The sequence below is a fragment of the Komagataeibacter diospyri genome (genome assembly GCF_006538165.1).
In the GTDB taxonomy this organism is placed as follows: Bacteria; Pseudomonadota; Alphaproteobacteria; order Acetobacterales; family Acetobacteraceae; genus Komagataeibacter; species Komagataeibacter diospyri.
Genome location: NZ_BDLU01000040.1, coordinates 1 through 23,907, shown reverse-complemented (window position 1 = coordinate 23,907; position 23,907 = coordinate 1). Strand labels below are relative to the sequence as shown.

General features: G+C 61.1%; 20 protein-coding genes, 1 tRNA gene and 1 pseudogene. 13 read left to right on the top strand and 9 right to left on the bottom strand.

Translation table 11 applies throughout. The features are described 5' to 3' along the window. Positions 1–14 precede the first annotated feature (14 nt). Positions 15–1,607: an efflux transporter outer membrane subunit gene (locus MSKU9_RS09660; RefSeq protein WP_370685924.1), complete on the bottom strand. Its 1,593-nt coding sequence runs from the start codon at positions 1,605–1,607 to the stop codon at positions 15–17. Positions 1,608–1,829: 222 nt separating this feature from the next. Here MSKU9_RS09660 and MSKU9_RS09655 point away from each other — a divergent pair, with 222 nt between their 5' ends. The 3 genes from MSKU9_RS09655 (at position 1,830) to MSKU9_RS09645 (ending at position 5,695) form a co-directional block, all read left to right on the top strand. After that, on the top strand, positions 1,830–2,540 hold the full coding sequence (locus tag MSKU9_RS09655; RefSeq protein ID WP_141261263.1) for a TetR/AcrR family transcriptional regulator: 711 nt from the start codon (positions 1,830–1,832) through the stop codon (positions 2,538–2,540). 376 nt (positions 2,541–2,916) lie between these two features. Next, positions 2,917–5,124: a TonB-dependent receptor gene (locus tag MSKU9_RS09650; RefSeq protein WP_141261262.1), complete on the top strand. Its 2,208-nt coding sequence runs from the start codon at positions 2,917–2,919 to the stop codon at positions 5,122–5,124. Positions 5,125–5,167: 43 nt separating this feature from the next. Next, entirely contained in the window at positions 5,168–5,695 is a 528-nt protein-coding gene (locus tag MSKU9_RS09645; RefSeq protein ID WP_141261261.1) for a GNAT family N-acetyltransferase, read from the top strand. Between the two features lie 174 nt (positions 5,696–5,869). On the opposite strand, the gene MSKU9_RS09640 is transcribed toward MSKU9_RS09645, so the two are convergent. Further along, positions 5,870–7,249: an ammonium transporter gene (locus tag MSKU9_RS09640; RefSeq protein WP_141261260.1), complete on the bottom strand. Its 1,380-nt coding sequence runs from the start codon at positions 7,247–7,249 to the stop codon at positions 5,870–5,872. Further along, positions 7,246–7,584, bottom strand: coding sequence for a P-II family nitrogen regulator (locus MSKU9_RS09635; RefSeq protein ID WP_141261259.1), 339 nt, complete (start codon positions 7,582–7,584; stop codon positions 7,246–7,248). The genes MSKU9_RS09640 and MSKU9_RS09635 overlap by 4 nt, the downstream gene beginning before the upstream one ends. A gap of 223 nt (positions 7,585–7,807) precedes the next feature. Here MSKU9_RS09635 and MSKU9_RS09630 point away from each other — a divergent pair, with 223 nt between their 5' ends. Then, a complete protein-coding gene (locus MSKU9_RS09630) occupies positions 7,808–9,514 on the top strand; it encodes an alginate export family protein (RefSeq protein WP_141261258.1) in 1,707 nt (568 codons plus the stop codon). Between the two features lie 103 nt (positions 9,515–9,617). Beyond that, positions 9,618–10,892 (top strand): chloride channel protein, encoded by a 1,275-nt coding sequence (locus MSKU9_RS09620; RefSeq protein ID WP_141261256.1) that lies wholly within the window; start codon positions 9,618–9,620, stop codon positions 10,890–10,892. 306 nt (positions 10,893–11,198) lie between these two features. Here MSKU9_RS09620 and MSKU9_RS18230 read toward each other — a convergent pair whose 3' ends face one another. Continuing rightward, entirely contained in the window at positions 11,199–11,375 is a 177-nt protein-coding gene (locus MSKU9_RS18230) for a hypothetical protein (protein WP_162851937.1), read from the bottom strand. A 107-nt stretch (positions 11,376–11,482) separates the two neighbouring features. Then, positions 11,483–12,334, bottom strand: a complete 852-nt coding sequence (locus MSKU9_RS09615) for an aromatic ring-hydroxylating oxygenase subunit alpha (protein WP_141261255.1) — start codon at positions 12,332–12,334, stop codon at positions 11,483–11,485. A gap of 182 nt (positions 12,335–12,516) precedes the next feature. Here MSKU9_RS09615 and MSKU9_RS09610 point away from each other — a divergent pair, with 182 nt between their 5' ends. The 3 genes from MSKU9_RS09610 to MSKU9_RS09600 all read left to right on the top strand — a co-directional run bounded on the left by MSKU9_RS09610 (position 12,517) and on the right by MSKU9_RS09600 (position 14,527). Further along, positions 12,517–13,182 (top strand): Rieske 2Fe-2S domain-containing protein, encoded by a 666-nt coding sequence (locus MSKU9_RS09610; protein WP_141261254.1) that lies wholly within the window; start codon positions 12,517–12,519, stop codon positions 13,180–13,182. Next, positions 13,179–13,796 carry a glutathione S-transferase family protein gene (locus MSKU9_RS09605; RefSeq protein WP_141261253.1) on the top strand — a complete coding sequence of 206 codons (618 nt, stop codon included), beginning with the start codon at positions 13,179–13,181 and terminating at the stop codon, positions 13,794–13,796. Before MSKU9_RS09610 ends, MSKU9_RS09605 begins: the two co-directional genes overlap by 4 nt. A gap of 125 nt (positions 13,797–13,921) precedes the next feature. Then, entirely contained in the window at positions 13,922–14,527 is a 606-nt protein-coding gene (locus MSKU9_RS09600) for a preprotein translocase subunit YajC (protein WP_141261252.1), read from the top strand. Here the strand turns inward: MSKU9_RS09600 and MSKU9_RS09595 are convergent. Further along, positions 14,508–16,712, bottom strand: coding sequence for an FUSC family protein (locus MSKU9_RS09595; protein ID WP_141261251.1), 2,205 nt, complete (start codon positions 16,710–16,712; stop codon positions 14,508–14,510). The genes MSKU9_RS09600 and MSKU9_RS09595 overlap by 20 nt on opposite strands. A gap of 191 nt (positions 16,713–16,903) precedes the next feature. Here MSKU9_RS09595 and MSKU9_RS09590 point away from each other — a divergent pair, with 191 nt between their 5' ends. Next, positions 16,904–17,395, top strand: a complete 492-nt coding sequence (locus MSKU9_RS09590) for a MarR family winged helix-turn-helix transcriptional regulator (RefSeq protein ID WP_193557675.1) — start codon at positions 16,904–16,906, stop codon at positions 17,393–17,395. 199 nt (positions 17,396–17,594) lie between these two features. After that, positions 17,595–18,947, top strand: coding sequence for a GntT/GntP/DsdX family permease (locus tag MSKU9_RS09585; RefSeq protein ID WP_141261250.1), 1,353 nt, complete (start codon positions 17,595–17,597; stop codon positions 18,945–18,947). A gap of 94 nt (positions 18,948–19,041) precedes the next feature. Here MSKU9_RS09585 and MSKU9_RS09580 read toward each other — a convergent pair whose 3' ends face one another. Together MSKU9_RS09580 and MSKU9_RS09575 are read right to left on the bottom strand one after the other, a co-directional pair. Next, positions 19,042–19,368 (bottom strand): hypothetical protein, encoded by a 327-nt coding sequence (locus tag MSKU9_RS09580; protein WP_141261249.1) that lies wholly within the window; start codon positions 19,366–19,368, stop codon positions 19,042–19,044. A 372-nt stretch (positions 19,369–19,740) separates the two neighbouring features. Further along, positions 19,741–19,815, bottom strand: a tRNA-Thr gene (locus MSKU9_RS09575). Between the two features lie 95 nt (positions 19,816–19,910). Between MSKU9_RS09575 and MSKU9_RS09570 the strand changes: the two genes are divergently transcribed. The 3 genes from MSKU9_RS09570 to MSKU9_RS09560 are packed head-to-tail and all read left to right on the top strand — an operon-like array spanning position 19,911 to position 23,711. Further along, a complete protein-coding gene (locus MSKU9_RS09570) occupies positions 19,911–21,404 on the top strand; it encodes a paraquat-inducible protein A (protein WP_141261248.1) in 1,494 nt (497 codons plus the stop codon). Then, positions 21,401–23,065 carry a PqiB family protein gene (locus MSKU9_RS09565; protein ID WP_141261247.1) on the top strand — a complete coding sequence of 555 codons (1,665 nt, stop codon included), beginning with the start codon at positions 21,401–21,403 and terminating at the stop codon, positions 23,063–23,065. Before MSKU9_RS09570 ends, MSKU9_RS09565 begins: the two co-directional genes overlap by 4 nt. A 4-nt stretch (positions 23,066–23,069) precedes the next feature. Continuing rightward, positions 23,070–23,711, top strand: coding sequence for a PqiC family protein (locus tag MSKU9_RS09560; RefSeq protein WP_141261246.1), 642 nt, complete (start codon positions 23,070–23,072; stop codon positions 23,709–23,711). A gap of 79 nt (positions 23,712–23,790) precedes the next feature. Here MSKU9_RS09560 and MSKU9_RS18080 read toward each other — a convergent pair. Continuing rightward, a pseudogene (locus MSKU9_RS18080) lies at positions 23,791–23,907 on the bottom strand (IS5/IS1182 family transposase); the annotation flags it as partial.

The following is a 23,907-nucleotide window of genomic DNA, read 5'->3' as shown; positions in this document are numbered from 1 at the left end:
CTTTAACGCCGGTTTCAGGCCGGTTGGTGCAATGTGGTGGGGGCAGGGCTGGTTGCGGGCGTGGTGGTCGTGACCGGGCCCTGGGCCGTCTTCGTCTGCTTCGTGCGGGGAACGGGTTCGGGATATGTGGTTTCCCAGCCACCGCCCAGTGCGTTGTAAAGACGGACAAGATTGCCCGATATGGTGGCCGTGCTGGTGGTCAGGTCGGACTGCGCGCCCAGGTACTGGCGCTGGCTGTCCAGCACGTTCAGATAGGTCACCATACCGTGACGGTACTGGTCCTGCGCCAGTTGCAGGGCATGGTGGCTGGCTTCCATGCGCTGGGTCAGGTTGTCGTGGCGGATCTGTTCATCGGAATAGGCGGTCAGCGCGTTGTCAATGTCATGCCATGCGCCCAGCACGGTCTGCTGGTAGCTGATGGCGGCTTCCTTCTGGGCTGCCTTGCGCAGTTCCAGCTGCCCGCGCAGGCGTCCGCCCTGAAAGATGGGCAGGGTGATGGACGGGCCGACATTCCATGCCTTCGCATTCCAGAAACCAAGGTCGCGGAACGACAGGGATTCAAACCCGAACCCGGCATTGATCGTCACGCGCGGATAGAATTCGGCCACCGCTTCGCCCACCTGCGCTGTTGCGGCGTGCAGGTTGGCTTCGGCGCGGCGAATATCGGGACGGCGGCGCGCCAGTTCGGACGGCACGCCCACCGGCACACGCGGCGGGACGGGGGGAATGGCGGATGCGGTCAACAGTTCATCGGACAGGGCACGCGGCGGCTCACCCATAAGCAGGCTGAGCGCATTGACCTGTGCCACCAGCTGCTGTTCCAGCTGAGGCAGTTGCGCCAGCGTGTTCTGGTACTGCACGCGGGCCTGTTCCACTTCCATGTCGCTGGCCAGTCCCCTGGTGTAGCGCTGCTGGTTCAGGTCCAGCATGGATCTGGCCACGTCGCGGTTTTCCATGACGATGCGCAGTTGTTCCTGCGTATTGCGCAGTTCCATGTAATCGCGCGCCACTTCGGCCTGGCGTGAAATCAGCATGCCGCGTCGGGCTTCGTTCGTGGCCTGTGCCTGGGCTGCGGCGGCTTCATACTGGCGACGCACGCGGCCCCACAGGTCAATTTCCCATGTGGCGTCAATGCTGTCGCGCCACTGGTTGAATAGTGGAATCTTGGCCTGTCCGGGTGCCGGCGCGTATTGGGAAAATACGGGGTTGTTGCTCAGTTGCGGGTCGCTTTCCACGTCGGTTACGATCCGCTGCAGCATCTTGGTGCTGTACTGCTGGCGGGCGTATGACCCGCTGGCTGACATGGCGGGATAGCGTTCGGCCCCTGCGATACGCAGTTCCGCGCGGCTTTGCGCCATGCGGTAGGCATAGCGGCGGACATCAAGGTTGTCGGTCGCGACGCGCTGTTCCAGCTTTGTCAGCTCGGGATCGTGGAAAATGGTCCACCATGCGGTATCGGGGTCATCCGACGAGGTCTGGCTTGCCACCGGCGCGGGCGTGCCATCCTTGCCATTCGTGGCCTGGATACGCTTCGGGCCGCCATACTCCTTGGGCGTCCACGGGGTTGGCTTGTGGAAGTTCGGGCCAACCGCGCATCCGGCGGTCATGACCGACAACCCAACCACCGCCGTGCGCCATGAAAATCCCTTACCCACCAACGCGGCCCCCTGTTGTCCCGGAAACAGTTAATATAAATCTGTATGCTCTTGGCATGGTTTCGTGACCATGCCATGAATTGACCGATCAGTTCGGTCAGTCCCCTAGCCTATCGGCTTTCCACACGGGGTCAATCGAAAGTACGCACCGATAATGGGAGCAGGATGATTTCCATGGGTACCACGCCAGACCATCCGGGCCAGATACAGGCCGAAAGCTGCCCGCTGTCCGGTGCGTCCGCAGCCAAGCGCCAGCAGATACTGGCCGGTGCCGCGCGTGTTTTTGCCCAGCAGGGGTACGAAGGGGCCAGCATGTCGGGCATCGCGCGGGATGCGGGCGTGTCCAAGGGAACGCTGTATAATTATTTCGAAAGCAAGGCCATGCTGTTCTCCGCCTTTGTGGAACAGTGTGCGTGCGAGAAAATGCCCCTGCTGTTCAGCCGGATTGACGAAGGGGCGAACCTTACGGAATCGCTCGAACACCTTGCCGTGGCCATGATCCGGCTGCTGACATCGCCGCTGTCGCTCATGCTTAACCGTATCATCATTTCGGAAGCGGGGAATTTTCCCGACCTTGCCGAAACTTTCTGGAAACACGGGCCGCAGAAGGCCATTGGCATCCTGTCCGCGTGGCTCATGCAGCATAATGACGCGGGCGTGCTGAACATTCCCGATCCGGTTTTCGCGGCGGAACAGTTCTATGGCCTGTGCCAGACCCGAATCGTGGCGCGTGCTCGGCTGCAACTGCCGGTCAATACGGATGAGGCGCATATCGAATTCATTGCCCGGTCCGCCGTGCGCACGTTCCTCAATGCGTACCTGCGTGATGCCCCACGCCTGCCGCCCATCGTGATGGAACGCCCGGCATCCGGTTCAAGGTCATAAAAGTTTCTGGATGCCGTCTTTTTTCAAAAGGCGGCATCCCCTGGAGGCTTTCTGAAAAAAGCTTCACCAGAAACGCGGGCAGGGTAGCCCATATACTCCGCTGTTTCCTACCTGTTGCGGAGTGACAGGATCACGACGTCCCGACTGGTGATGCATCGCGATCCCGTCTGTACTTTTCATCTGAAACGGCTGGCTTTCTGGCCTGATGCCATCGTTGTCCTGCTCATAGATCAGGGCGGTCATGCTTATGTTGCATAAAAACAACATTCTGGCTGCGTCGTGAAGAAGTCTGCTTTTTTAGATTGTTATGTTATATTGTACCAATATACGGCTGGGTCATCCGAAATCTCCTGACTGGATGCGAGCCCACTCTGATATGACGCGCTTATGGTTTTCCCGCCACCCGCTGTCTCCCGCCGTGCTGGCGGCCATGACCGTGCTGACACCGGTTTCCTCCCTCGTGGCGCAGACCACGACGGGGGAAAGTGTGCCCACCCCCACTGACACCACCATCGTGCAGGCGACGGATCTGGAGAGCACGCGCCGGTCTTCCGCCCCGGACGCCATGACGGTCACCGCCCGGCTGGATCGTGCGCGTATCCAGTTGCAGCCTGCCACCGGGGCCACGGTGCATGCCTTCAGCCGCAAGGCGCTGGAAACCATTCCCGGTGGCGATAATGCCGGGATGAACAGCGTGCTGCTGCAGGCCCCCGGCGTGGCGCAGGACAGCTATGGCCAGATCCATGTCCGTGGTGACCATAACGAGGTGCAGTTCCGTCTTGATGGCGTGCAGTTGCCCGAAGGTCTGAATGTGTTCGGGCAGACGCTGATGACCCGTTTTGCCGACAACCTGTCGCTCTCAACCGGTGCGCTGCCCGTGCAGTATGGCTTCCTGCAGGCCGCCGTGGTGGACATCAACACCAAGAACGGATCCACCAACAAGGGCGGCAACGTATCCATTTATGGTGGGGCGCGGGATTATTTCTTTCCCTCCGCCCAGTATGGGGGACAGTCGGGCAAGTGGGATTACTTCTTTACCGCCGATTACGTGCATGACCGGGTGGGGATCGAGAACACGACCCCGTCCTTCAATGCGCCGCATGACCTGAGCAATCAGTACCATTTTCTGGGCCACGTGCGGTACACGGTTGATGAGAATACGCGGATCAGCCTGATCGCCGGTGTATCCAATGCCGAGTACCAGCTGCCCAATATTGGCGGCCAGCCGATGTTTGGCGATAATTACAGCAGCCTGCTGCCCCAGGCGCCGGGCAGCAGCAATCTGAATGAACGCCAGAAGGAAATTACCGATTTTGGTATCCTGTCGCTACAGAAGACGATTGGCGCGTTCAGCCTGCAGACATCGGTTTTCTCGCGTTACAGCAGCCTTGGCTACAGCCCCGACCCCAATATGGGTGATCTTGCGTATATGGGTATAAGCCAGCACGCCGAACGTTCGGTCATGTCCACCGGCACCCAGAGTGACGTGACATGGCGCGTGCGCCCCGACCACACCATCCGTTTCGGCTTTCAGGTCTTTGCCGAACGCAACATCACCAAGGCCGATGCCACGGTGTTCAATGATGCAAACCAGCAGGTCAACATCCACACGGGCAATGGCCGCACCGGCGATATCTACGGCCTGTATGTGCAGGATGAATGGCAGCCGGTGCGTAACCTGACGGTCAATTACGGCCTGCGCTTTGACGGTGTCGGGGAATACACCGACGAACACCAGCTCAGCCCGCGCATCAACGTGGTATGGCGTGCATGGAAGGGGGCGGCACTACATGCAGGGTATTCACGCTACTTCACGCCGCCGCCGTTCGAAGTGGTGGGGGGCACCGACCTGCGGCAGTTCGCCAATACCTCCGCTGCGACCGATGTCAGCCGTAGCGATACGGTCAAGGCCGAGCGTGACCATTATTTCGACGCAGGCATCGAGCAGGTCATCCTGCCCGGCTGGCGCGTCTCGGTCGATGCCTATTACAAGCTGGCCCATAACCTGATTGATGAAGGGCAGTTCGGCGCGCCCATCATCCTGTCCGGATTCAATTACCGGCGCGGGCAGGTCAACGGGTACGAATTTTCCACATCCTATGATCACGGGCCGCTGTCGCTGTATGGCAATTTCGCGTGGTCGCGGGCGATTGGCAAGGACATTACCAGCGCGCAGTTCAACTTTGACGCCGATGACCTGAAATATATCAGCCAGCACTGGATCCATCTGGATCATGACCAGCGCTGGACGGCATCTGCCGGTGGGTCTTACACGTTCTTCTATCGCAGCGGACATCCCACGCGCGTTTCGGCCACCATGGTCTATGGCAGTGGCCTGCGGCAGGATTCGGACGTGCCTAATGGCGGCGTCATTCCGCAATATGCGACCTTCAACATGTCGGTCGTGCAGTCCTTCCGTGACCTGTTCCATTCCCGCTTCCTGCGCACCACGCAGTTGCGGCTGGATGTAACCAACCTGTTCGATCACCCTTATATGCTGCGCAGCGGCACCGGCGTGGGCGTGGGCGCACCGCAATACGGGCTGCGTCGGACCATCCTGACCGGTATTTCACAGTCGTTCTGACGGGTGTGCTAGGGTCATCCCGTTACATAACCGGGATGACCCTATGTCTTTTTCCATCCGCGTGGCGGTCGATGATGACGCCAGCTTCCTTCCCGCCATCGAACGATCGGCCGGGCAGGCTTTCCGTAGTGTGCCCGAACTGGCCTGGGTGGCGGATGACGGGGTCATGTCCGTTGACGCGCACCGGGCCTGCATCGCCACGCGCACCTGCTGGGTCGCGGTTGATGAACAGGGGCGGATCGCAGGTTTCCTCAGCGCGCAGCCGTGTGGGCAGGATCTGCATATCCTTGAAATGTCGGTAGCCCATGACCGGCAGGGAAGGGGGCTGGGGCGACGGCTGTTATCAGCGGCGTATGGCGGTGCACGTGCGCTCGGTCTGTCCGGGCTTACGCTGACAACCTTCCGCGCGCTTCCTTGGAACGCCCCGTTTTATGAAAAATCGGGCTTTTCCCTGCTGTCGTCCGACAGGCTGGATGCGCGTCTCGCGGCCGCGCTGCGGGAGGAAGCACAGGCGGGCTTTCCCGCCGGATCACGCTGCGCAATGCGGAGGGACGTGACGGCTGCAGATTAAAAAGAAGTTTTTGGCGAAGCTTTTTTCAAAAAGCTTCGAAGAACGCTGCCTTTTTGAAAAAAGGCAGCACCCAAAAACTTTTATTTTTCATCAATGGATTATTGCGCATGAAAAAAGGACGACCCGTCAGGGCCGCCCTCAGTTTCAGGGGATGGCAGGAACAGGCAGAGGGAATCAGGAATTGATCCGCTCGCCATGCAGGCTCATGTCCAGCCCTTCCATTTCCTCGTCGCGTGTAACGCGCAGGCCGATGGTCAGGTCGATCAGCTTGAGCAGGATAAACGTCAGCACCGCGCACCAGGCGATGGTGATGCCAACGGATTCCGCCTGCGCTACGAACTGTGAAAACGACCCGCTGATCCCTTCGGGACTGGCGTCGGTGGCCGAAAGCGGGCCATAGGCGAACACGCCGGTCAGCAGTGCACCTACGATGCCGCCAATGCCATGCACGCCAAAGGCGTCAAGGCTGTCGTCATAGCCCATCATGTGCTTGAGGCCCGTCGCCCCCCAGAAGCAGATCAGGCCAGCAGCCAGACCGATCATCAGCGCGCCACCGGGCAGCACGAAGCCCGCCGCAGGCGTAATGGCCACAAGGCCGCCTACGGCGCCGGAAATGATACCCAGCACGGTCGGCTTGCCGGTTTTCATCCATTCGGCGCACATCCATGACACGCCAGCGGCGGCAGCCGCGATCTGGGTGGTGGCCATGGCCATGCCCGCACGGCCGTTCGCGCCTACGGCGGACCCGGCATTGAACCCGAACCAGCCCACCCACAGCAGGGACGCGCCAATGATGGCGTAGGTCAGGTTGTAGGGGGACAGGTCTTCTTCCCCATAACCCTTGCGCCGCCCGATCACCAGGGCCGCGACAAGACCCGCGATACCGGCGTTGATATGAACGACGGTGCCACCGGCGAAGTCGATCGCGCCAATCTTGCTGGCGACCCATCCATCCGGTCCCCAGACCCAGTGGGCAACCGGCACGTACACGATCAGCGACCACAGGATGGTGAAGACACACAGCGCGCTGAACTTCATGCGTTCGGCAAATGCGCCGGTAATCAGCGCGGGCGTGATGATGGCGAACGTCATCTGGAACGTCATCCACACGCTTTCGGGAATGGTCATGGTTGTTGCGGCGGGCGTGCCGGCAGCCATGGTGAAGGCCACGTCGGACCCCTTGGAGATCCCTGCGCCCACGCCGTTGAGCATCACGCGCGACAGGCCGCCGATGAACGCGTTGCCCGACGTGAAGGTCAGGCTGTAGCCCAGCACCATCCACACCACCGTCATGATACAGCAGATGCTGAATGACTGCATGAGTGTCGCCAGCACGTTCTTCTTGCGCACCATCCCGGCATAGAACAGGGCAAGACCGGGGATGGTCATCATCAGCACAAGGCCCGTACTGATCAGCATCCATGCCGTATCACCCGTGTCGATCGCGGCGGGGGCCGCATCAGCCGCCATGGCGGGCAGGCAGCCCATGGACAGCGCGACAGTTGCGGCCGCAGGCCCGAACTGGCGGGCGCTCTTGCCAATCTTTGTGATCACAGCGCGTTTTCTCCGGTTTCCTGTGTCCTGATACGCATTGCCTGCTCAAGGTCGAGTACGAAAATCTTGCCATCGCCGATCTTGCCTGTGCACGAAGCGGTCTGGATGACTTCCACCACCTTGTCGCACTGCGCGTCCGCCACCGCGATCTCCAGCTTGATCTTGGGCAGGAACTGGATGTTGTATTCGGCGCCGCGATAGATTTCGGTCTGGCCTTTCTGGCGGCCATACCCCTTGACCTCGGTTGCGGTCAGGGCGTCCACCCCGATGGAATGCAACCCTTCACGCACCTCATCGAGCTTGAATGGCTTGATGACGGCAATAACGAATTTCATTTCGTTCCCTTCCTGCCTTGCCCCTGAAACATCATTTCGCTGTCTCTGTTCCGTACAGGTAACCATATCCGGAAGCAATATGAACTTGCTACCGCCTTTGGCCCCGGTTGTGCAGTGCCTGTGTGTTGCCATTACGGAGCCGCCGTGTTCCCGGTTTTCGTTTGCGATATGGGGAAATGCCGTTATTGGAATTGTTTCGTAACGAAAGGTGCTTTTCCACTTTATGTCTGATCTTTCCGTCCGCACGGTTTCGCGGCGTGTCCGGCCTTTGGGGCGACGTCCTTTTTCCGCCCTTGTCCTGCCGGTATCGGGTGCGCTGGCATGGGGCGCGCAGCTACCCGCAGCCTTTGCATCCGTCACGCAGCCGGGACGCAGTGCGCCGGAAAACATCCATGTGCACGCAGTCCCCGTACCACCGGTTGAGTACCTGCCATCGGCCAACCCCGTGGGCCAGCCCGTCCGCATGCCCGCCATGGCGTATCGCCGCCCGTCGGGCCACCAGTATGACTGGGGCGTGTTCAACCGCGACAGCGGCGAGGCGGCAGGCTTTGGCCCGGTCGGCCGGTATGGCGTGGCCCGCTGGGCGGAGGACTGGAGCAGCCTGCGCAGCAAAAAGAAGGGTGATGATCCTTTCGATGTGCTGAAATATATTCCCCTGACCCGCAGCGGTAGCGTGTGGATCAGTTTTTCGGGTGAGACGCGGGCCCGCAACTGGTTCGAGAACCGTCCGGTGCTGGGGGCGGCGCATGTTGCGGATTCGGGGCGCTTTACGGTGCGTAACCTGTATGGGGCGGACCTGCATCTGGGCACGCATGTGCGGCTGTATGGCGAACTGATCAATGCCGATGCGGGTGGCTGGCGACCTTATGGCTATGGCGACACCTATCGCAAGCAGCTTGACGTGCAGCAGGCCTTGATTGAAGTGAAGGGGCATGTGGCGGGGGCAAAGGCGGGCTTCATGTTCGGTCGGCAGGCCTTTCTCGATATGCCGGCCTATGTGCTGTACTATCGCATGTCCTCTTCCGTGCCGCTGGCGTGGAACGGGTTCCGGGCTTATGCCGCATGGTCGCGCGTGCGGGTGGATGCGTGGGATTTTGTCGGCACCGACATCACGCCAGATGGCATTTTCCACGATACGGAAGATTACGGCACCCGCCTGTATGGCGTGGAGACCACATGGGCACCGCCTGACTTCGTCTTCATGGGGCAGACGGGCTACTCCTTTCTTGACCTGTTCTATTTCGGCACCAAGGCGGGCGGCGGGATCAGTGGCGTATCTGCGCCATCATTCGCGGTGCAGCCCGGCATGGCCACGCGCAACAACTTCGGCGGCCGGTGGCACGGCATCGCGGGACCGATCGAGTTTTCGGTGGGCGGCATATGGCAGGGCGGCGCCTTTCGCGCCACGGGGGCAGACAGCCCGTCGCGCCCCATTGATGCATGGTCGTTCAGCAGCAATGCGGGCTACCGTATCCCGCATGACCGTTTCCATACCTTTGTGGGTCTGCAGGCGGACGTGTTTTCGGGGGGCGATGCGCGGCGTAATACGGTGGGCACGTACAGCCAGCCGTTCAACCCGCAATTGACCTATGTCGATGCCTCGCTCACCGTATCCGAATCGAACATGGTCGATATCGCGCCAGAGGTGCGCATGACGTTCTTCAGGTCGCTCAGCATCATGGCGCGCTATCCGCTGTACTGGCGCTACAGCACGCTGGCCCCGCTGTCACGGCCGGGTGCGTTGCAGTATGCATATCATTACAACGGTTCGTTCATTGGCATGGCCCCGCAGGCCACGCTGACATGGCAGATCGGGCCCCATCTTTCATGGGCGCAGACCCTGTCGCGGTTCATGACCGCGTCGGCGCTGAACCGCGTGGGGGGCAGCAGCGGCACCTATTACATGTCCAACCTGTCCTTCCGCTTCTGAAACCTGTCTTGCGCCCGCACCCTGATCCGGCATACCCCATGCAGCCATGACCACACCCGCTTCGCCTTCCGTTCCGCCTGCTGCCTCCACGCCCTGGCCGGTCATGGCCATGGCGGTTGTCTGCACGGGTATCCTGTCCGGGCTGGGCGGCACGGTGCTGTCGCTGCTGCTGCACGTGATCCAGCATATCGCCTATGGCTACGGGCAGGCGGGCGGGCCGCATAACTTCCTGCTCGGCGTCAGCGCGGCCCCCCACTGGCGGCGTATCGTGGCCCTGTCCGTTGCGGGTGTCGTGGCCGGTGTGGGATGGTGGGCGCTGGGGCGTTTTGGCAGGCCGCTGGTCAGCATTGCCGCCGCTGTTGGCAAAACGGGGCCGGGCAAGCCGATGCCGCCGCTTTCCACCGTGATCCACCTGCTGCTGCAGATCGTGACCGTGGGCCTTGGCTCGCCGCTGGGGCGTGAGGTTGCACCGCGTGAACTGGGCGCGGTGCTGGCGACCGGGACGGGCCGTATGCTGAACCTTGTGGCCGATGACCGGCGTATCATCATCGCCTGCGGCGCGGGGGCGGGACTGTCGGCGGTCTATAACGTGCCGCTGGGGGGGGCGCTGTTCATACTGGAGGTGCTGCTGGGTACGGTTGGGCAGCGGCCTGTCCTGTGCGCGGTGGCGGCTTCGGCCATCGGGGCGTTCGTGCCGTGGGCAGTGCTGGGTAACGTGCACCAGTATGAGACCGGGGCGATGGGGGTGACTGCCCCTGTGGTGCTGTGGGCGATATGCGCCGGTCCGGTCATTGGAATTGGCGCGCATGTTGCCAGGCGGCTGATGGGTATCGTGCAGAACCGCGCGGCGAAGGGTGTTTCGCGCATTGGCTGGTGCCTGGTGGTATTTCCCCTGCTGGGGGGGCTGGCCTGTTTTTACCCACAACTGCCGGGTAACGGGCGCGGGCCGATGCAGCTTGCGCTATCGGCCCGGCTGGGCATGGAACTGGCGGCCATCCTGCTGTTTCTCAAGGTCGTGGTCATCATGGGGGCATTGCGCGCGGGGGCGGCGGGTGGCCTGCTGACACCCAGCCTGACCATGGGGGCGCTGCTGTCTACCGTTCTGGCGGGGCTGTGGAACATGGTGCTGCCTGCGGTGGATGCAGGCAGCGTGGCGCTGCTGGGTGGCATCGCCTTTCTGGGCACGTTCATGTCCATGCCACTGACGGCCGTGGCACTGGGGATCGAGTTCACGCATCTGGGGCATGACATGTGGATCCCGGTTTTCATTACATCCGCCGGTGCGCTGCTGGCCTTCCGGGTCTGTACGCGGTTGGGAGGACGGATGGCAATCCAGACACAGCCCGGCGCGCCGGGCAGCATGTCGGTCCGGTCCTGACTGCCTGAATGGAAAAAGGCGGCATCGGTGCCGATGCCGCCTTTCCCTGAGGACAGTCGCCGTTTTCGTTTCAGCAAAACCGTCAGCGCCATTCATTCCACGCGGACCAGCCTCCCTACAATGGGGGGAACACTCACGTTTCAATGACCTCACGTCATCGTGGCCCTGCCGTTGCGCCATCGTGCAAATTATAAAGAAGTTTTTGGTGAAGCTTTTTTCAAAAAGCATTCGAAGAATGCTGCCTTTTTTAAAAGGCAGCATCTGAAAAATTTTTATTATTATAAATAACTATCTGAAATTAATATATTATTTTTCGGAAAATGGATCGAAGTCGCCGTCATTTTCACGCACGCTCCACCAGCCTTTGTTCCACTGTTCATAGGTGGGCAGGGTCTCGTCAAACGGGTTTTCGATCAGCGGTTCGCCCCTGGTGGCGGCTACCTTGCCCTGTTCAAAGGCGTCGGGCTGGGTCTGGTCGGTCATGGGTTTTCCTGACTTGTCTCTGTCTGGTGATGCGTGACGCTTACACCATGTGTCCCGCGTGGGCAGCCCCACCCGGCGGAAGGGGGTAATGCGTCAGGCGCAGGTGTTCAGGCCGTCGTGCCATAGGTCACCTTGCGGTCGCGCAGCCACCGGCGATAGGCGACGGACATGCGGTCCGCCATGGTGGGGATTTCCGCCCCGGCCGAAAGCGGCAGCCGGCGCGGGCGCTGGTTTTCCAGTATGATGCGGTCCTGCAGGAAGATGGTCTGCTGGAATTCGATCAGGCTGGCCTGGGACGAGACATCGTCAACCAGGAACATGACCGGATGCGCACGTGAACATTCCTGCGTCATGGGCTGCACGAACAGGGCAATGACATCAAAGCGTTCGGGCTGCGCGGGGCAGGTCTTGTACAGCAGCGTCACGAACGGCCCCGCCACGCGGTACAGGTATTCCGTATCCAGCCCGTCGGTGGCGGACAGGGCGGCCTGTGGCTGGAAGAAATGGCAGTCCGTAGCCCAGACCTCGTTACCGTCTTCACGCATCTCGATGGTGTAGCGGGCGACTTCGGTGTTCGGCTCGGCGCCAAGGATGTTGGTGTGGACAAAGGGAAAATGCGCCATGTCGAGGAAATTCTCGACAATGCGCGGTGCCGATGTCCGCACCGTGAAGACCCCGCAATCCACCAGCCTGCGGTCTGGTTCCTGTGCTTCGTCAATGGCGGGAATATCGCCTGCGGGCGTGCCCAGACAGGTCCACAGACAGCCATGGCGGGCACGGACCGGCAGGCTGCGCCTGTCCGTCACGTCGCAGGCGAAAGGATTGCCCTGCGCATCAAGGCCAAAGGTGATGTGCCGGTCCAGCAGCATGGTGTCGGTGGGCGTGGTGCGCAGCTGTGACAGGGGACTGATTACATGCCAGTCGGACAGGATGGTTTCATCGGCGGTGATCTGTGTCATTGCCCGGTTCCTGTTTGCGGTATGCCATCGCGTTGGGCGCGGATTGCCGTGACGATGACGTAATGTTAGCTGCCTCCGTGGTGGTACGCCATGGTGTTGCGTGAAAGAATACACGCTGTTGTGTCCGGTAAGCCCGGCGGTGTGCAATCCTCAGGGTCTGATGGAAGAGAAGTGGGGAACGTATGAAAAGATGGCAGCCGGTCAGTGTCCTGTCCGATATACGCCGTGGCGAGGTCGCGGGTGTGCGGATTGATGGCCGCGAAGTCGTGTTGTGGCGCGAGGACACACCCACTCCCGCGCTGCATGCGTGGGAAGACCGCTGCCCCCATCGTGGCATGCGGCTGAGTTTCGGCTTCGTGCGTGATGATGCGCTGGGGTGCCTGTACCATGGCTGGCAGTTTGGCGGCGGTGCACGGTGCAGGCTGATCCCGGCCCACCCGCAGGTACGCGTGCCCGCCTCGATCCATGTGCATGCCTACAGCGTGCGTGAACATGCAGGCCTTGCATGGGTCAGCATGGACGGGGCGGAGGATTTTCCTGTCGGGGGGACAGGACCGGACAACGTGCAGCCGGTGCGCACCCTTCACGTCAATGCATCCGTGGGGGCATTGCGCCATGTGACCGGCATTGCGCCTGATGCAGGGATTGCATGGCACGGGCCGGTTGGCCTTGCGGTGCATGAACCGGTGGCAGGGCAGGGCATGCTGCATGTGGTGCGGGTGGCGGATGCGGAGGAAGTACCGCTCCCCGCGCTGTCACGCTGGGCCGAACGGTTGCGTGACGCGGTGGAAAGCGGGGCTGTGACCGACCGCATCATGAACGAACTGGCTATGGGAGAACTGGCATGAGCGCTGGAGTGGTCCTGTATGACTGGACGCCGGATGTGCGCTGCTATGCCGTGCGCCTTGGCCTGTCGCTTATGAACATGACGTATGAGACGCGGGCGGCTGACATGGACCTGCCCATGGGCCAGCGCCCGGCGGGACTGCGGCCGGGTGAAAGGCCGCCGGTACTGGTGGCAGGCAGCGTGAGGCTGTCACGTCCGGGTGCGATCATGCAGTTTGTCGCCCGCCAGCCTGCGGTCGCGCGGGCATGGCTGGACCCGGCGCATGAATGGATGATCCTCGACTGGCTGGATTTCGGGGCCACGGCGCTTGATACAATGGCGGCGGCTCGGGATATTGCCTTCGGCACCACGCTGCCGGTCCTGCCGCCCATGGGCGCGCTGGTGGCTGCCCTGCGCCGGATGGAAGACCATATGACCGCCCGCGCGATGGAAGGGCACGACTGGTTCGCCTCCCCCGCTCCCAGCATTGCCGATGTGGTGCTGTTTGTCGTGTTCGCGCTGACGGTGGACCTTGGGGTGGAACGCGATACCTGCCCCGCCCTGCGGCGATGGGCACGCCGGATGCGCGGCCTGCCGGGCTTTATGGTCATGCCCGGCGTTCCGGACTATGCCTGATCATCATACATCTTTGGATACATGACTGCATTTAGGGGGTATGGAATATGACGAAGCCGGCCCGGGCGCAGGCCCGACCGGCAGGGATCCATACCCGTCAAGAGACTGAGGAAAGAACAAGAAACATGGACATGAAGCTGTTTGCACCCCGCCGCGTTGCGGCGGCACTGGCCATTACCATCACGGCAGGTACCACCAGTCTGTGTGGCGGGTCGCATGCGGCCATGGCGCAGGCCGCCCCGGTTATCGTGGGCAACCAGACGGCGACCGCAATCGTCGAAAGCGTGGACCACGATGCGGGCATGGTGCTGCTGCGTGACAAGGCGGGCAACCTGGACACCGTGCGCGTCGATCCCGACCTGCGCGCCAGGCTGCCGACCCTTCATGCCGGTGACAAGATCGGCCTGCGTATCGTGCGCACCATTGACGCCGCTATCGCACCGCCGGGCGCGCCGATGCCGGAATCGACCGAGAGTGCCGCAGGCACGCGCACCGGACCGCACCCGCATGGCATGATGGTGTCCTTCAAGCGTGAACGCGTGAAGGTGACGGGCGTGGACACCACGCGCAATCAGGTTGTGTTTGTCGATCCTGATGACATTACCCGCGTCGTGCTGGTGCGTCAGAAGCCGATGCAGGAATTCCTGAAAACCCTGAAGCCGGGTGATGAAGTGGACACGACGGTCATGGATGCGGTGTCGTTCTCGGTGCTCAGCCGGATTCCGTCCTGACGGCCGCAAGCGGCGGACGGTGGGCGGCGGGATAATCCTCCGCCCATTGCAGCGGGCCGCGCTGGTCGAGAAAGCCGGGAATATCCTGTATGATCCGCGCCGCCTGTTCCAGACACGCCATGGCTTCCACCTGCGCGGGGGGACGTAGCGTGATCGCATCGGGCGGGCACAGCACATCTGCTGCCCGCCGCAGGCCCGCCGCCGTCAGCAGCGGGTTGTGCGCCAGTTCGGAAAACGTATCGAGCGCATCGTAAATGGCGACCTGCTGCGCCCCGGTTATGTCGGGGCTTGCGGCCAGCATCCGTATCCGTTCCACCAGTCGCCCCAGTGACAGCGTGGCAAGTGCGGCATCTATGTATTCATGAATCATGGCGGGCCGGGCGAAAAAGGACAGCCGCATCGCCAGACGCAGCACTTTCTGCAGTTGCAGGTTTTCCCATACCAGCCATTCCTTGCCCTGCCGGCGTCCCGACAGCGCCAGCCTGCGCAGGCTGCGGGTCAGTGACGTGACGAGGCGGGCGGCATCCAGCCTGTGGTTGGGCGGCAGGATGACCCGAAACGACAGCACCAGCATGATGCAGCCCATAAGCAGCGCCATCCACCCGTTAAGCAGGCTGACATCATTATAGTAATGGATCGGGTTGTTGACCTGCAGCATCACGGTCGAGAACACGCCGTAACCAAACCCGCCAACCCCGAATTTCGGATGGAACTGCAGCCATATCCCCGGCAGCAGCATGATGCATAGCGAAAGCCACAGCAGCGGGTACCCGTCTATCTGTGGCAGCAGGTAGGTATGGCACAGAAGCCCTGCCGGAACCCCCAGCGCGGTCCCTGCCGCCATAAGCCCTGCCGCGCGTGATGCGGAAGGCAGGGTGGACAGCAGGCTGGCCGCCGCCACCACATACAGCATCATGGTCGGGGCCGCAGTCCAGTGCAGGACGTACCATATCAGGCAGGCCGACATGGTGATCAGCATGCCGCGCGCACCGTTGCGCAGCGCCGTCGGCCATTCCAGATAGGGTTGCAGCCGCAGCCTGCGCCCCGCGCTGCCCCGGCGCGAAAGATCCTGCAACGCGGTTTCGATCTGGCCCAGCAGGTCCTGTATGTCGTCAAGGAACAGCAGCGATTGCGGGGAATGCGTCTCCCGTGCCTGCGTGATCATAAGGTCGCGGGTATGGCGTATACGCGCGCATCCTTCCATCCAACTGGCTTCCAGCGTCCGGCCCGCCGTCCTGTCCATGAGGAACTGCAGCATGGACACGATCTCGGTATGCACCACACGGTCCTGTTCGGTATCGGATGCGGTGATGGTGTGAGGATGGTAAGACGCCACGATACCCGACAGGCGCGCAAGCCCCGCGCGGATTTCGCGTTCGCGTACGCTTATGTCGTAATTATCGGTGGCTGCGTATTCCACCGCATCCGACAGCCGCCCTATCCGTGCCAGCATGGCCGCCCGGCTGTCATGAAAATTGGTGGGTAGCGTGCGGAACGTGCTGCCCGGCAGGGCGTCCGGGTTCCGTGCCGGCACGTTGGTGTAGCCCTGATGAAAGGCCAGGATATAGCTGACCGTATCGCGGAACAGGTCATGAATCTGCACGAACAGCGTGTCTGACCGGCGCGGTGACGTGACCATGAATACCGCCGCCGTCGTCACGATTCCCACCACCACGGCGGAAAGCCGCGACATGGCGCTGAGGAAAATGCCATCCGGGTCGTCAAAGGCGGGGGCCGAGATGATGACGATGGTATAACCCGTCAGCACGGCGGCATAGGCGCGGAACAGCCGCAGGAAGGTCGCCGCCATACACGCCAGCCCCACCGTGGCGGACAGCCCCATGAAATACAGGGCCGGCGACTGCACGAACACCGCCATCAGCCCCACGCTTATGGATGCGCCGATAATGGTCCCGATCACGCGCCATACGCTTTTGGACACCAGCGCGCCCACCGTCGGGTTGGCCACGATCATGACAGTGGTGACCGAACTCATGGGGGATTGCAGCTGGAAGCTGAACGCCAGGAACAGGGCTATGGCGACTGACAGAAGCGCCCGCCCGCTGAACGCCGCCGTGGTGCGTAGCGCGGCCCATTGGGCATCATCGGAAAAATGGCGCGTAAGGCTGGAAAACATGTGGGTGCCGACTCCCGGCTGCGGCGTCTGGGGCATCTGATAACGCATGCCGCAGGAAGATAAAGGGCCTGAAACGCAATTTATTGTATGACAATTAATGCCATGTCAATTATATCCGCCCTGTATATATCGGTGCCGCCGGGCAGCCATCGCATAAATGGGTCATGATCCGGCCATGCGGGCATGCTATCGGGCACGCAGAGGACTTCGGCGGGGTCTGACACCAGCAGGGGATGCGCATGGCTGACCGTTCACCATTGCCTGATATCGAGGGCGCGGGCTTTCAGGACATGAGGATGACGTTCCTGACCATGCGGCTGGCCAATACGTGGCGGCTGGGCCTGGACCGCGCCCTGCGGCCCGAAGGCATGAGCATGGCGATGATGCGCCCGCTGGCGTACCTCATGATGCTGCCCGACCGTGTCAGCCAGCGCACGCTGGCCCAGGCCATGAATACCGACAGCTCGGCGCTGGTGCGTGTGCTGGATCTGCTGGAGGAAGAAGGCCTGGTCGAACGCCACCCCGATCAGGAGGACAGGCGCGCCAAGAGCCTTGTGCTGACTGCGCGTGGCAGGTGTAAATGCGCGACCCTGCACCGCATCTGTGCCGACATGGAGGCCCGCGTGCTGGATGGCGTTCCCGCCAACAGGGTGCAGGACATGATGGATGTCCTGTCCCGTGTGTTGCGGCAGGCGGAGAATGTGATGATGGATTCCACCGTTACGCCGTAAACCATCAAAAAGCTTCAGGGAACGCTGCGTTTTGAAAAAAGACGGCACCCCAAAACGTTGATTGTTTTGAAATGCTTTCTGACTGACCCGTATCAGTTCTTCCTGTCCGGCCCTGATATAGTAAACACCATGTCCACGCCCGCTGGCTGATGCCATGACAGGCCACGCATCGGGACATGGAACTGGAGGATAGGCGTCAATGTCGGTCGGAATGGCCCTGTTACTGGCTGTTGTGGCCATTTGCGTTGTCGTTTTCCTGATTGAGCGGATCAAGCTCAACCCGTTCCTGGCCCTGCTGATCGCCTCCATGCTGCTGGGGTTCGCCGCGGGTATGCCTGCGGCACGGGTCGTGGCGTCGTTTGAAGGTGGCGCCGGGCAGGTGCTGGGGCAGATTGCTTCCGTCATCGCGCTGGGAACCATGCTGGGCAAGATGCTGGAAGTGTCAGGCGGCGCTGACCGCATCGCCATGACTGTGGTGGCTCTTGCGGGGCCACGGCGGCTGGACTGGGCCATGATGGTGATCGGCCTGCTGGTCGGGCTGTCGGTTTTCTTTACCGTGGGCTTCGTCATCCTTGTGCCGCTGGCGTTTTCCATCGCGCGGCAGACGGGGCGGCCTATCCTGCATGTGGCGTTGCCGGTCACTGCCGCCCTGTCGGTGGTGCAGGGGTATATGCCGCCCCATCCCGGCACCATGTTCGCCCTTGCAGCCTATCATGCCGATATCGGGCGCCTGATCTGGATGGGGGCTGTGGTCAGTGTGCCGGTCGCGATCATTTCCGGGCCGGTCTATACCCGTTTCATCGTCCCATACCTGCCGGCTGATGCAGGGGCCGGGGCGGAACACGCGCACGGGCATGACGCACCCCGCGCGCAGGCGGACCTGCCGGGATTCGGCATTACCCTGTTCACCATCCTTGCCCCCATGGTCCTGATGCTGGCGGGATCGACCACCCGTTTCATGGGGACGGCCGCCAGCAGTGGCTGGGCCATTGTCCTGCGGTTCGTGGGCGACCCGAATGTGGGGCTGGCGCTGGCGGCCCTGCTGTCGTTCTGGACGCTGGGACTGCGGCGGGGGATGACGCGTGAGAGAATACTGGCCTATTCCAACGAATGCCTCGGCCCGCTGGCCAGCCTGCTGCTGATGATCGGCGCGGGTGGCGGGTTTGGCGCAGAACTTATGGATAGCGGCATTTCCGATGCGATTGCCAGCGCCGCGGTGGACATGCATGTGCCGCTGCTGGTTCTGGCATGGGGACTGGCGGCGGGCATGCGCGTGGCGGTGGGGTCCGCCACGGTCGCCATGAGTACCACGGCCGGAATCGTCGCCCCGATCATGGCGCATGGGTCGGGCGTCTCTCCCGAACTGCTGGTGCTGGCGACAGGGGCGGGGGCCGTCATGTTCGGACCGATGAATGATTCGGGGTTCTGGCAGGTGCGTGATGCACTGGGTCTTACGGTGCCGCAGACATTGCGCACATGGTCCGTGATCGAGACCCTGATCGGGGTGGCGGGGCTGGCCATGTGCGTGATGCTGGGCTGGTGCGGCCTGTAGGATGCGGCGGGAATTACTGCGTGCAATATTATGAAAACAAAGCCACCTGTATAATATAGCGGGTGGATTTGTTATGTATATATGTTTCTATATTTTAATCATGCCTCATGAATAGTTTAATTTCCAGCCCTGTGCCTTTTCTTGATATTGTAACTTTTGGGTATAGATTAATATTTTTTGTTAGATAATCATCAAAATCAATAACATAAGAATCGCCGCCTATATGGAATACAAAGCCTTCACTTGTATTCAATACAGTCCTTTCTTCCTGTTCGTATAAAAAATTTTGTAAAATATCCAATTTATCCGGAATGATTTTTCCATCTTTTATTATGGATATTTCATCAATAGATATTTTTTCTATATAAAATGTATCTTTGTAATTTCCGAAAAAGGAATTGAGGTTGTTTATTATCCCCATGGTAGGTGCTCCTTTATATGATGCATTTAAAATACAACAAACACCCTATTGTAATTACAATTTATTATAAATAAAATATATTCTGTAAATATTGTAATGCCAATGATTGAACAGGCTGATATCCGACATGATGGGGGTTTGCGGACTGGCCAGATGATCATGATCAGGGGAGGGGGCCGAATGGCATGGCGGTTTTGTCCATGCGGAGGCACCAGCCAGACGGGACAGGCGGAACTGACTGGGAATTCGAATATCATCGAATCCGTTTTTGATCGCGATCTGGACAGGCTTACCCACGCGTTGCCCTATGGAATCACGGGAACGGTTTATGAATGGGGGTAAGTTTTGAAATCTTGAAAAACTGGGGGAAGGTGGTGCCGACACTCGGAATTGAACCGAGGGCCTACTGATTACGAATCAGTTGCTCTACCCCTGAGCTATGTCGGCAAACCTGTGGCGTCTGATAAACGATGGTCTGGCATGATGCAATATCTCAAATGCGGCATTCCCCATTTTAATTTGGTCTATATGCTGTGTCCGGTATGAACACGTCTTCTTCTTCCCCGCGCCTGCGTTGTGATGATGTGGAACCAGGTCCCATCCGCCACGTGCGTGTTATTGGCGGGTTGTCGGAATGCCCCGGCTGCGGCCTGTACCAGCGCCTGCCGGATCTGGAGCCGGGGCAGCAGGCGTCTTGCGTGCGCTGCGGGCAGAAACTGGCGCGCAGGCGGCGCACCGCCCCACTGGCGACGCCACTTGCGTTCTGCATAAGCTCGGCTGCGTTCTATCTGGCGGCACTTGCATCATCGCTCATGACACTGGATGTGTATGGCAGGCAGCGCACCGTGGACCTGCTGACCGGGCCGATGGAACTCATGCACGAAGGGTGGGGGGAAGCCGGTGTGCTGGTCGGCGCGGTCACGATCCTGGCCCCGGCTGTAGCCATCGGGTTCATGTTTGCCATCCTGTACGCCGCGTCATCCCGGCAACTGCCCGACTGGGCACCACGCGTCCTCGTCTGGTATGACAAGCTGCGACCGTGGTCGATGGTCGAGGTCTACATCCTCGGCATTTTCGTTGCCTATACCAAGCTGACCGACATGGCCCATGTCGATGTCGGACCTGCCGTGTATCTGATCGGCGCGTTGATGCTGACCATGGCTGCCACGGATTCGACGCTGGATACCGAAATGATCTGGCGGCATCGCCGCATCGATTCCCTGACCCGTGCCGAAGGGGATCAGGCGGTCGAGGTGGATTACGTGCATGTGGACGATGTCGGCATGCCGCCGGTGGACCATCTGGTGGCCTGCACGTCGTGCGGGCTGGTGGGAGAACTGGCGCACCCGGTATCCAACCTGACCTGCGTGGGGATCTGCCCGCGCTGCGAGCACAAGGTCTGGCGCCGTCTGCCGCAGTCACTGACACGCACCACCGCCTTCCTGATCGCGGCCATCGTTTTCTATATTCCCGCCAACCTGTACCCGGTCATGACCTTCATGCGCATGGGTGGTGGGGGTGGCCATACCATTGTCGAAGGCGCGATCGAATTGTGGGTGGACGGCATGATTCCGCTGTCACTTCTGGTGTTCTTTGCCTCCATCACTGTTCCGATGCTCAAGATCGCAAGCCTTGGCTGGATGGTCTGGCAGACATGGCATGGTGCGCGCGGGCATCTTGTAGCCCGGACCCGGCTGTTCCGGGTGGTGGATATGGTGGGCAGGTGGTCCATGATCGACGTGTTCATGATTTCAATCCTTGTAGCGGTGGTCCGTTTCAACGCCATGGCCAGTGTCACTGCCAATGCGGGCATGGTGGCCTTTGCCGCTGTCGTAGTGCTGACCCTGCTGGGGGCATGGAGCTTTGATCCGCGCATCATGTGGGATGCGGCGGGACGCAATGGGCGGGTGGTGGATGGCCTGCCCCCGTCCGTGCTGCGTGCGCAGGCCGCACGGGATCCCGGACAGATGCCCCCTTCACCTTCCCTTTCCCCGGTCGGCACCGGACCGGCCAGCATGGAGCCAGATCAGGCGTGAATGACGATTTCCTTTCCAATGACCCGCAGGGGGACGTGCCACAGGCCCGTGCGCGGCGGTACCGTTTCTCCGTGGTCTGGCTTGTGCCGATTGTCGCCATCCTGATCGCAGGTTACCTGGGCTGGCGCGGCCTGACCGAGCGTGGGCCGCTGATCGTCATAAGCTTCGATACGGCTGATGGCCTGACCAGCGGCCAGACCGAGGTCAAGAACAAGTCGGTACCGCTGGGCACGGTCGATTCGATCCGGCTGAGCGATGATCTGCACCATGTCGAGGTCGCCGTGCGCATGACATCATCGGCAGCCCGCACGCTGACCGATCATGCCCGTTTCTGGGTCGTGCGGCCACGTATCAACGGTGCCAGCGTGACCGGACTGGAAACTGTCATGTCCGGCGCTTACATTGCCATGGATGCGGGGGAGCCGGGCGGTCATTACACCACGCATTTCAAGGGGCTGGAATCGCCGCCGGGCGTGCGTTCGGACCAGCCGGGGCATACCTATACGCTGATTACGCAGTCCCTTGGCTCGCTCGGTCAGGGCGCGCCGATCTTCTTCCGCGACGTGGTGGTGGGCGAAGTGCTGGGTTACACCATGCCGCCCGAAGGCCGCGGACCGATCAAGGTGCAAATTTTCGTGCAGGCCCCGTATGACAGCTACCTGCGCACCACTACGCGTTTCTGGAACGTGTCGGGGGTGCAGGTGGGGCTTGGCCCGGGTGGGCTGAAGGTCAAGCTGCAGTCACTGCAGGCGCTGCTGTCCGGTGGGGTCGCGTTCGACCCGCCCGATGCGCGTAACGAGAAGAATACCCTGCCCAGCACCGCCGGGGAGGATACCACTTTCCTGCTGTATGACAGCGCGGAAGAGGCAAATAGCGCGGGCTACCGTGAACGCATCCCCCTTGTCACCTACCTGACCAGTTCGGTTTCCGGCCTGACGAAGGGGGGGCGCCTGACCATGTTCGGCATTCAGGTCGGCATGATCGACGATGTAAAGCTGGAGGTTGATCCCGCCACCGGCAAGGCGCATGTACGCGTGGCCATGGAACTGCAGCCCGAACGCGTGCTGGATAACCAGCAGGTTCCGCCCGATGCCATGACCGGACTGCTGCGTACGCAGGTGGCGGATGGGCTGCGCGCATCGGTGCAGAGCACCAGCATGTTGACCGGCGAATCCGAAATCGCGCTGACCTTCGTCAAGAACGCGAAGCCCGAGCAGATCACGATAGAAGGCGACGCCATGGTCCTGCCGGGTCAGGCGGGTGGCATGGCGGGCATCATGGATTCGTTGTCCGTCATTGGCGACAAGATCGCCGCGATGCCGCTGACCCAGATGGGCGACAATCTGACCAGCCTGCTGGCCCACGCCGATGCGCGGATCAACAGCCCCGATACGAAGCAGGCGCTGACCGCGCTGCGCAGTTCGCTACAGAACCTGCAGGTCATTTCGCGTGACGCCCGCAGCGAAATGCCGCAACTGCTGACCGGCATGGACAAGACGCTGAAAAACGCGAACTCGGTCCTGTCCAGCTATGGCGGCGATACCGACTTCCAGCGCAATCTGCAGCAGATGATGCAGCAGCTTAACGATGCCGCACGTTCGCTGCGCTTCCTGTCGGACTTCCTGACCCACCATCCCTCGGCACTGATTACGGGACGATAAGACCATGCGACGCCCCTTCTTCACACATTCCGCGCGGCGGGCCATGGCCGTGACTGCTGCCATGGCGGGAACGCTTATGCTGGTCGGGTGCGGGTCATCCGACCCGACGCTGTATTCACTGGCCCCGGTGGCCAGCACGCAGCCTGCCGTTGTCGGGTCGCAGGTTCCCGCCGTGATCGAAGTCCGCACCCCTGGTGTTCCGTCCACACTGGACCGGCAGACCATTGTGGGCGTGCAGGATGATTACAGTGTGACACCGCTGACGGGGGCTGCATGGAGCGAGCCGCTGGCCCTGATGCTGGGGCATGTGCTGTCCACTGACCTGCAGCAGCGCCTGCCGGGCCGGACCGTTTTTGCCCAGAATGATGCGACCACCATACCGGCGGAGGGTGCTGTCGAGGTCGAGATCACCCGCTTCGCGCGCGATTCGGCGGGGCTGGTACACCTCGCCGGCAGTCTGTCCGTGCATAGGGTAGGAGATGCGGATCACGGTCTGTCCGTGCCGCTTGACCTGAGTGCGTCACCCACCGGCACCGGCACGCGGGCCATGGTGGCAGCGTTGAGCCAGTTGACGGGACAGGTGGCGGATCTGGCGGCTGAACGGTTGCAGGCGTTGCCTGTGGCGCCAGCAGCGCATCACCCCTGAACGGTAAATAAAGGTTTCTGGGTGCCACCTTTTTTCAAAAAGGCGGCATTCTTCAAAGCCTTTTGGGGCCTGTTGGGAATTATCTTGAATTGATGATTGCGCCAACGAGATAGATCATGGCTTCGAATGATCTGTCTGTTTTTTCGCTGCGCATGGCGATGCGCTTGAACTCCTTGAGCTTGCAGAAGAAGTTCTC

Bases quoted from the DNA above. Each gene is read 5' to 3' on its own strand.
- MSKU9_RS09660 (WP_370685924.1), bottom strand. From the start codon at position 1,607: ATGACCGCCGGATGCGCGGTTGGCCCGAACTTCCACAAGCCAACCCCG.
- MSKU9_RS09655 (WP_141261263.1), top strand. From the start codon at position 1,830: ATGGGTACCACGCCAGACCATCCGGGCCAGATACAGGCCGAAAGCTGC.
- MSKU9_RS09650 (WP_141261262.1), top strand. From the start codon at position 2,917: ATGACGCGCTTATGGTTTTCCCGCCACCCGCTGTCTCCCGCCGTGCTG.
- MSKU9_RS09645 (WP_141261261.1), top strand. From the start codon at position 5,168: ATGTCTTTTTCCATCCGCGTGGCGGTCGATGATGACGCCAGCTTCCTT.
- MSKU9_RS09635 (WP_141261259.1), bottom strand. From the start codon at position 7,584: ATGAAATTCGTTATTGCCGTCATCAAGCCATTCAAGCTCGATGAGGTG.
- MSKU9_RS09630 (WP_141261258.1), top strand. From the start codon at position 7,808: ATGTCTGATCTTTCCGTCCGCACGGTTTCGCGGCGTGTCCGGCCTTTG.
- MSKU9_RS09620 (WP_141261256.1), top strand. From the start codon at position 9,618: ATGGCCATGGCGGTTGTCTGCACGGGTATCCTGTCCGGGCTGGGCGGC.
- MSKU9_RS18230 (WP_162851937.1), bottom strand. From the start codon at position 11,375: ATGACCGACCAGACCCAGCCCGACGCCTTTGAACAGGGCAAGGTAGCC.
- MSKU9_RS09615 (WP_141261255.1), bottom strand. From the start codon at position 12,334: ATGACACAGATCACCGCCGATGAAACCATCCTGTCCGACTGGCATGTA.
- MSKU9_RS09610 (WP_141261254.1), top strand. From the start codon at position 12,517: ATGAAAAGATGGCAGCCGGTCAGTGTCCTGTCCGATATACGCCGTGGC.
- MSKU9_RS09605 (WP_141261253.1), top strand. From the start codon at position 13,179: ATGAGCGCTGGAGTGGTCCTGTATGACTGGACGCCGGATGTGCGCTGC.
- MSKU9_RS09600 (WP_141261252.1), top strand. From the start codon at position 13,922: ATGGACATGAAGCTGTTTGCACCCCGCCGCGTTGCGGCGGCACTGGCC.
- MSKU9_RS09595 (WP_141261251.1), bottom strand. From the start codon at position 16,712: ATGCGTTATCAGATGCCCCAGACGCCGCAGCCGGGAGTCGGCACCCAC.
- MSKU9_RS09590 (WP_193557675.1), top strand. From the start codon at position 16,904: ATGGCTGACCGTTCACCATTGCCTGATATCGAGGGCGCGGGCTTTCAG.
- MSKU9_RS09585 (WP_141261250.1), top strand. From the start codon at position 17,595: ATGTCGGTCGGAATGGCCCTGTTACTGGCTGTTGTGGCCATTTGCGTT.
- MSKU9_RS09580 (WP_141261249.1), bottom strand. From the start codon at position 19,368: ATGGGGATAATAAACAACCTCAATTCCTTTTTCGGAAATTACAAAGAT.
- MSKU9_RS09570 (WP_141261248.1), top strand. From the start codon at position 19,911: ATGAACACGTCTTCTTCTTCCCCGCGCCTGCGTTGTGATGATGTGGAA.
- MSKU9_RS09560 (WP_141261246.1), top strand. From the start codon at position 23,070: ATGCGACGCCCCTTCTTCACACATTCCGCGCGGCGGGCCATGGCCGTG.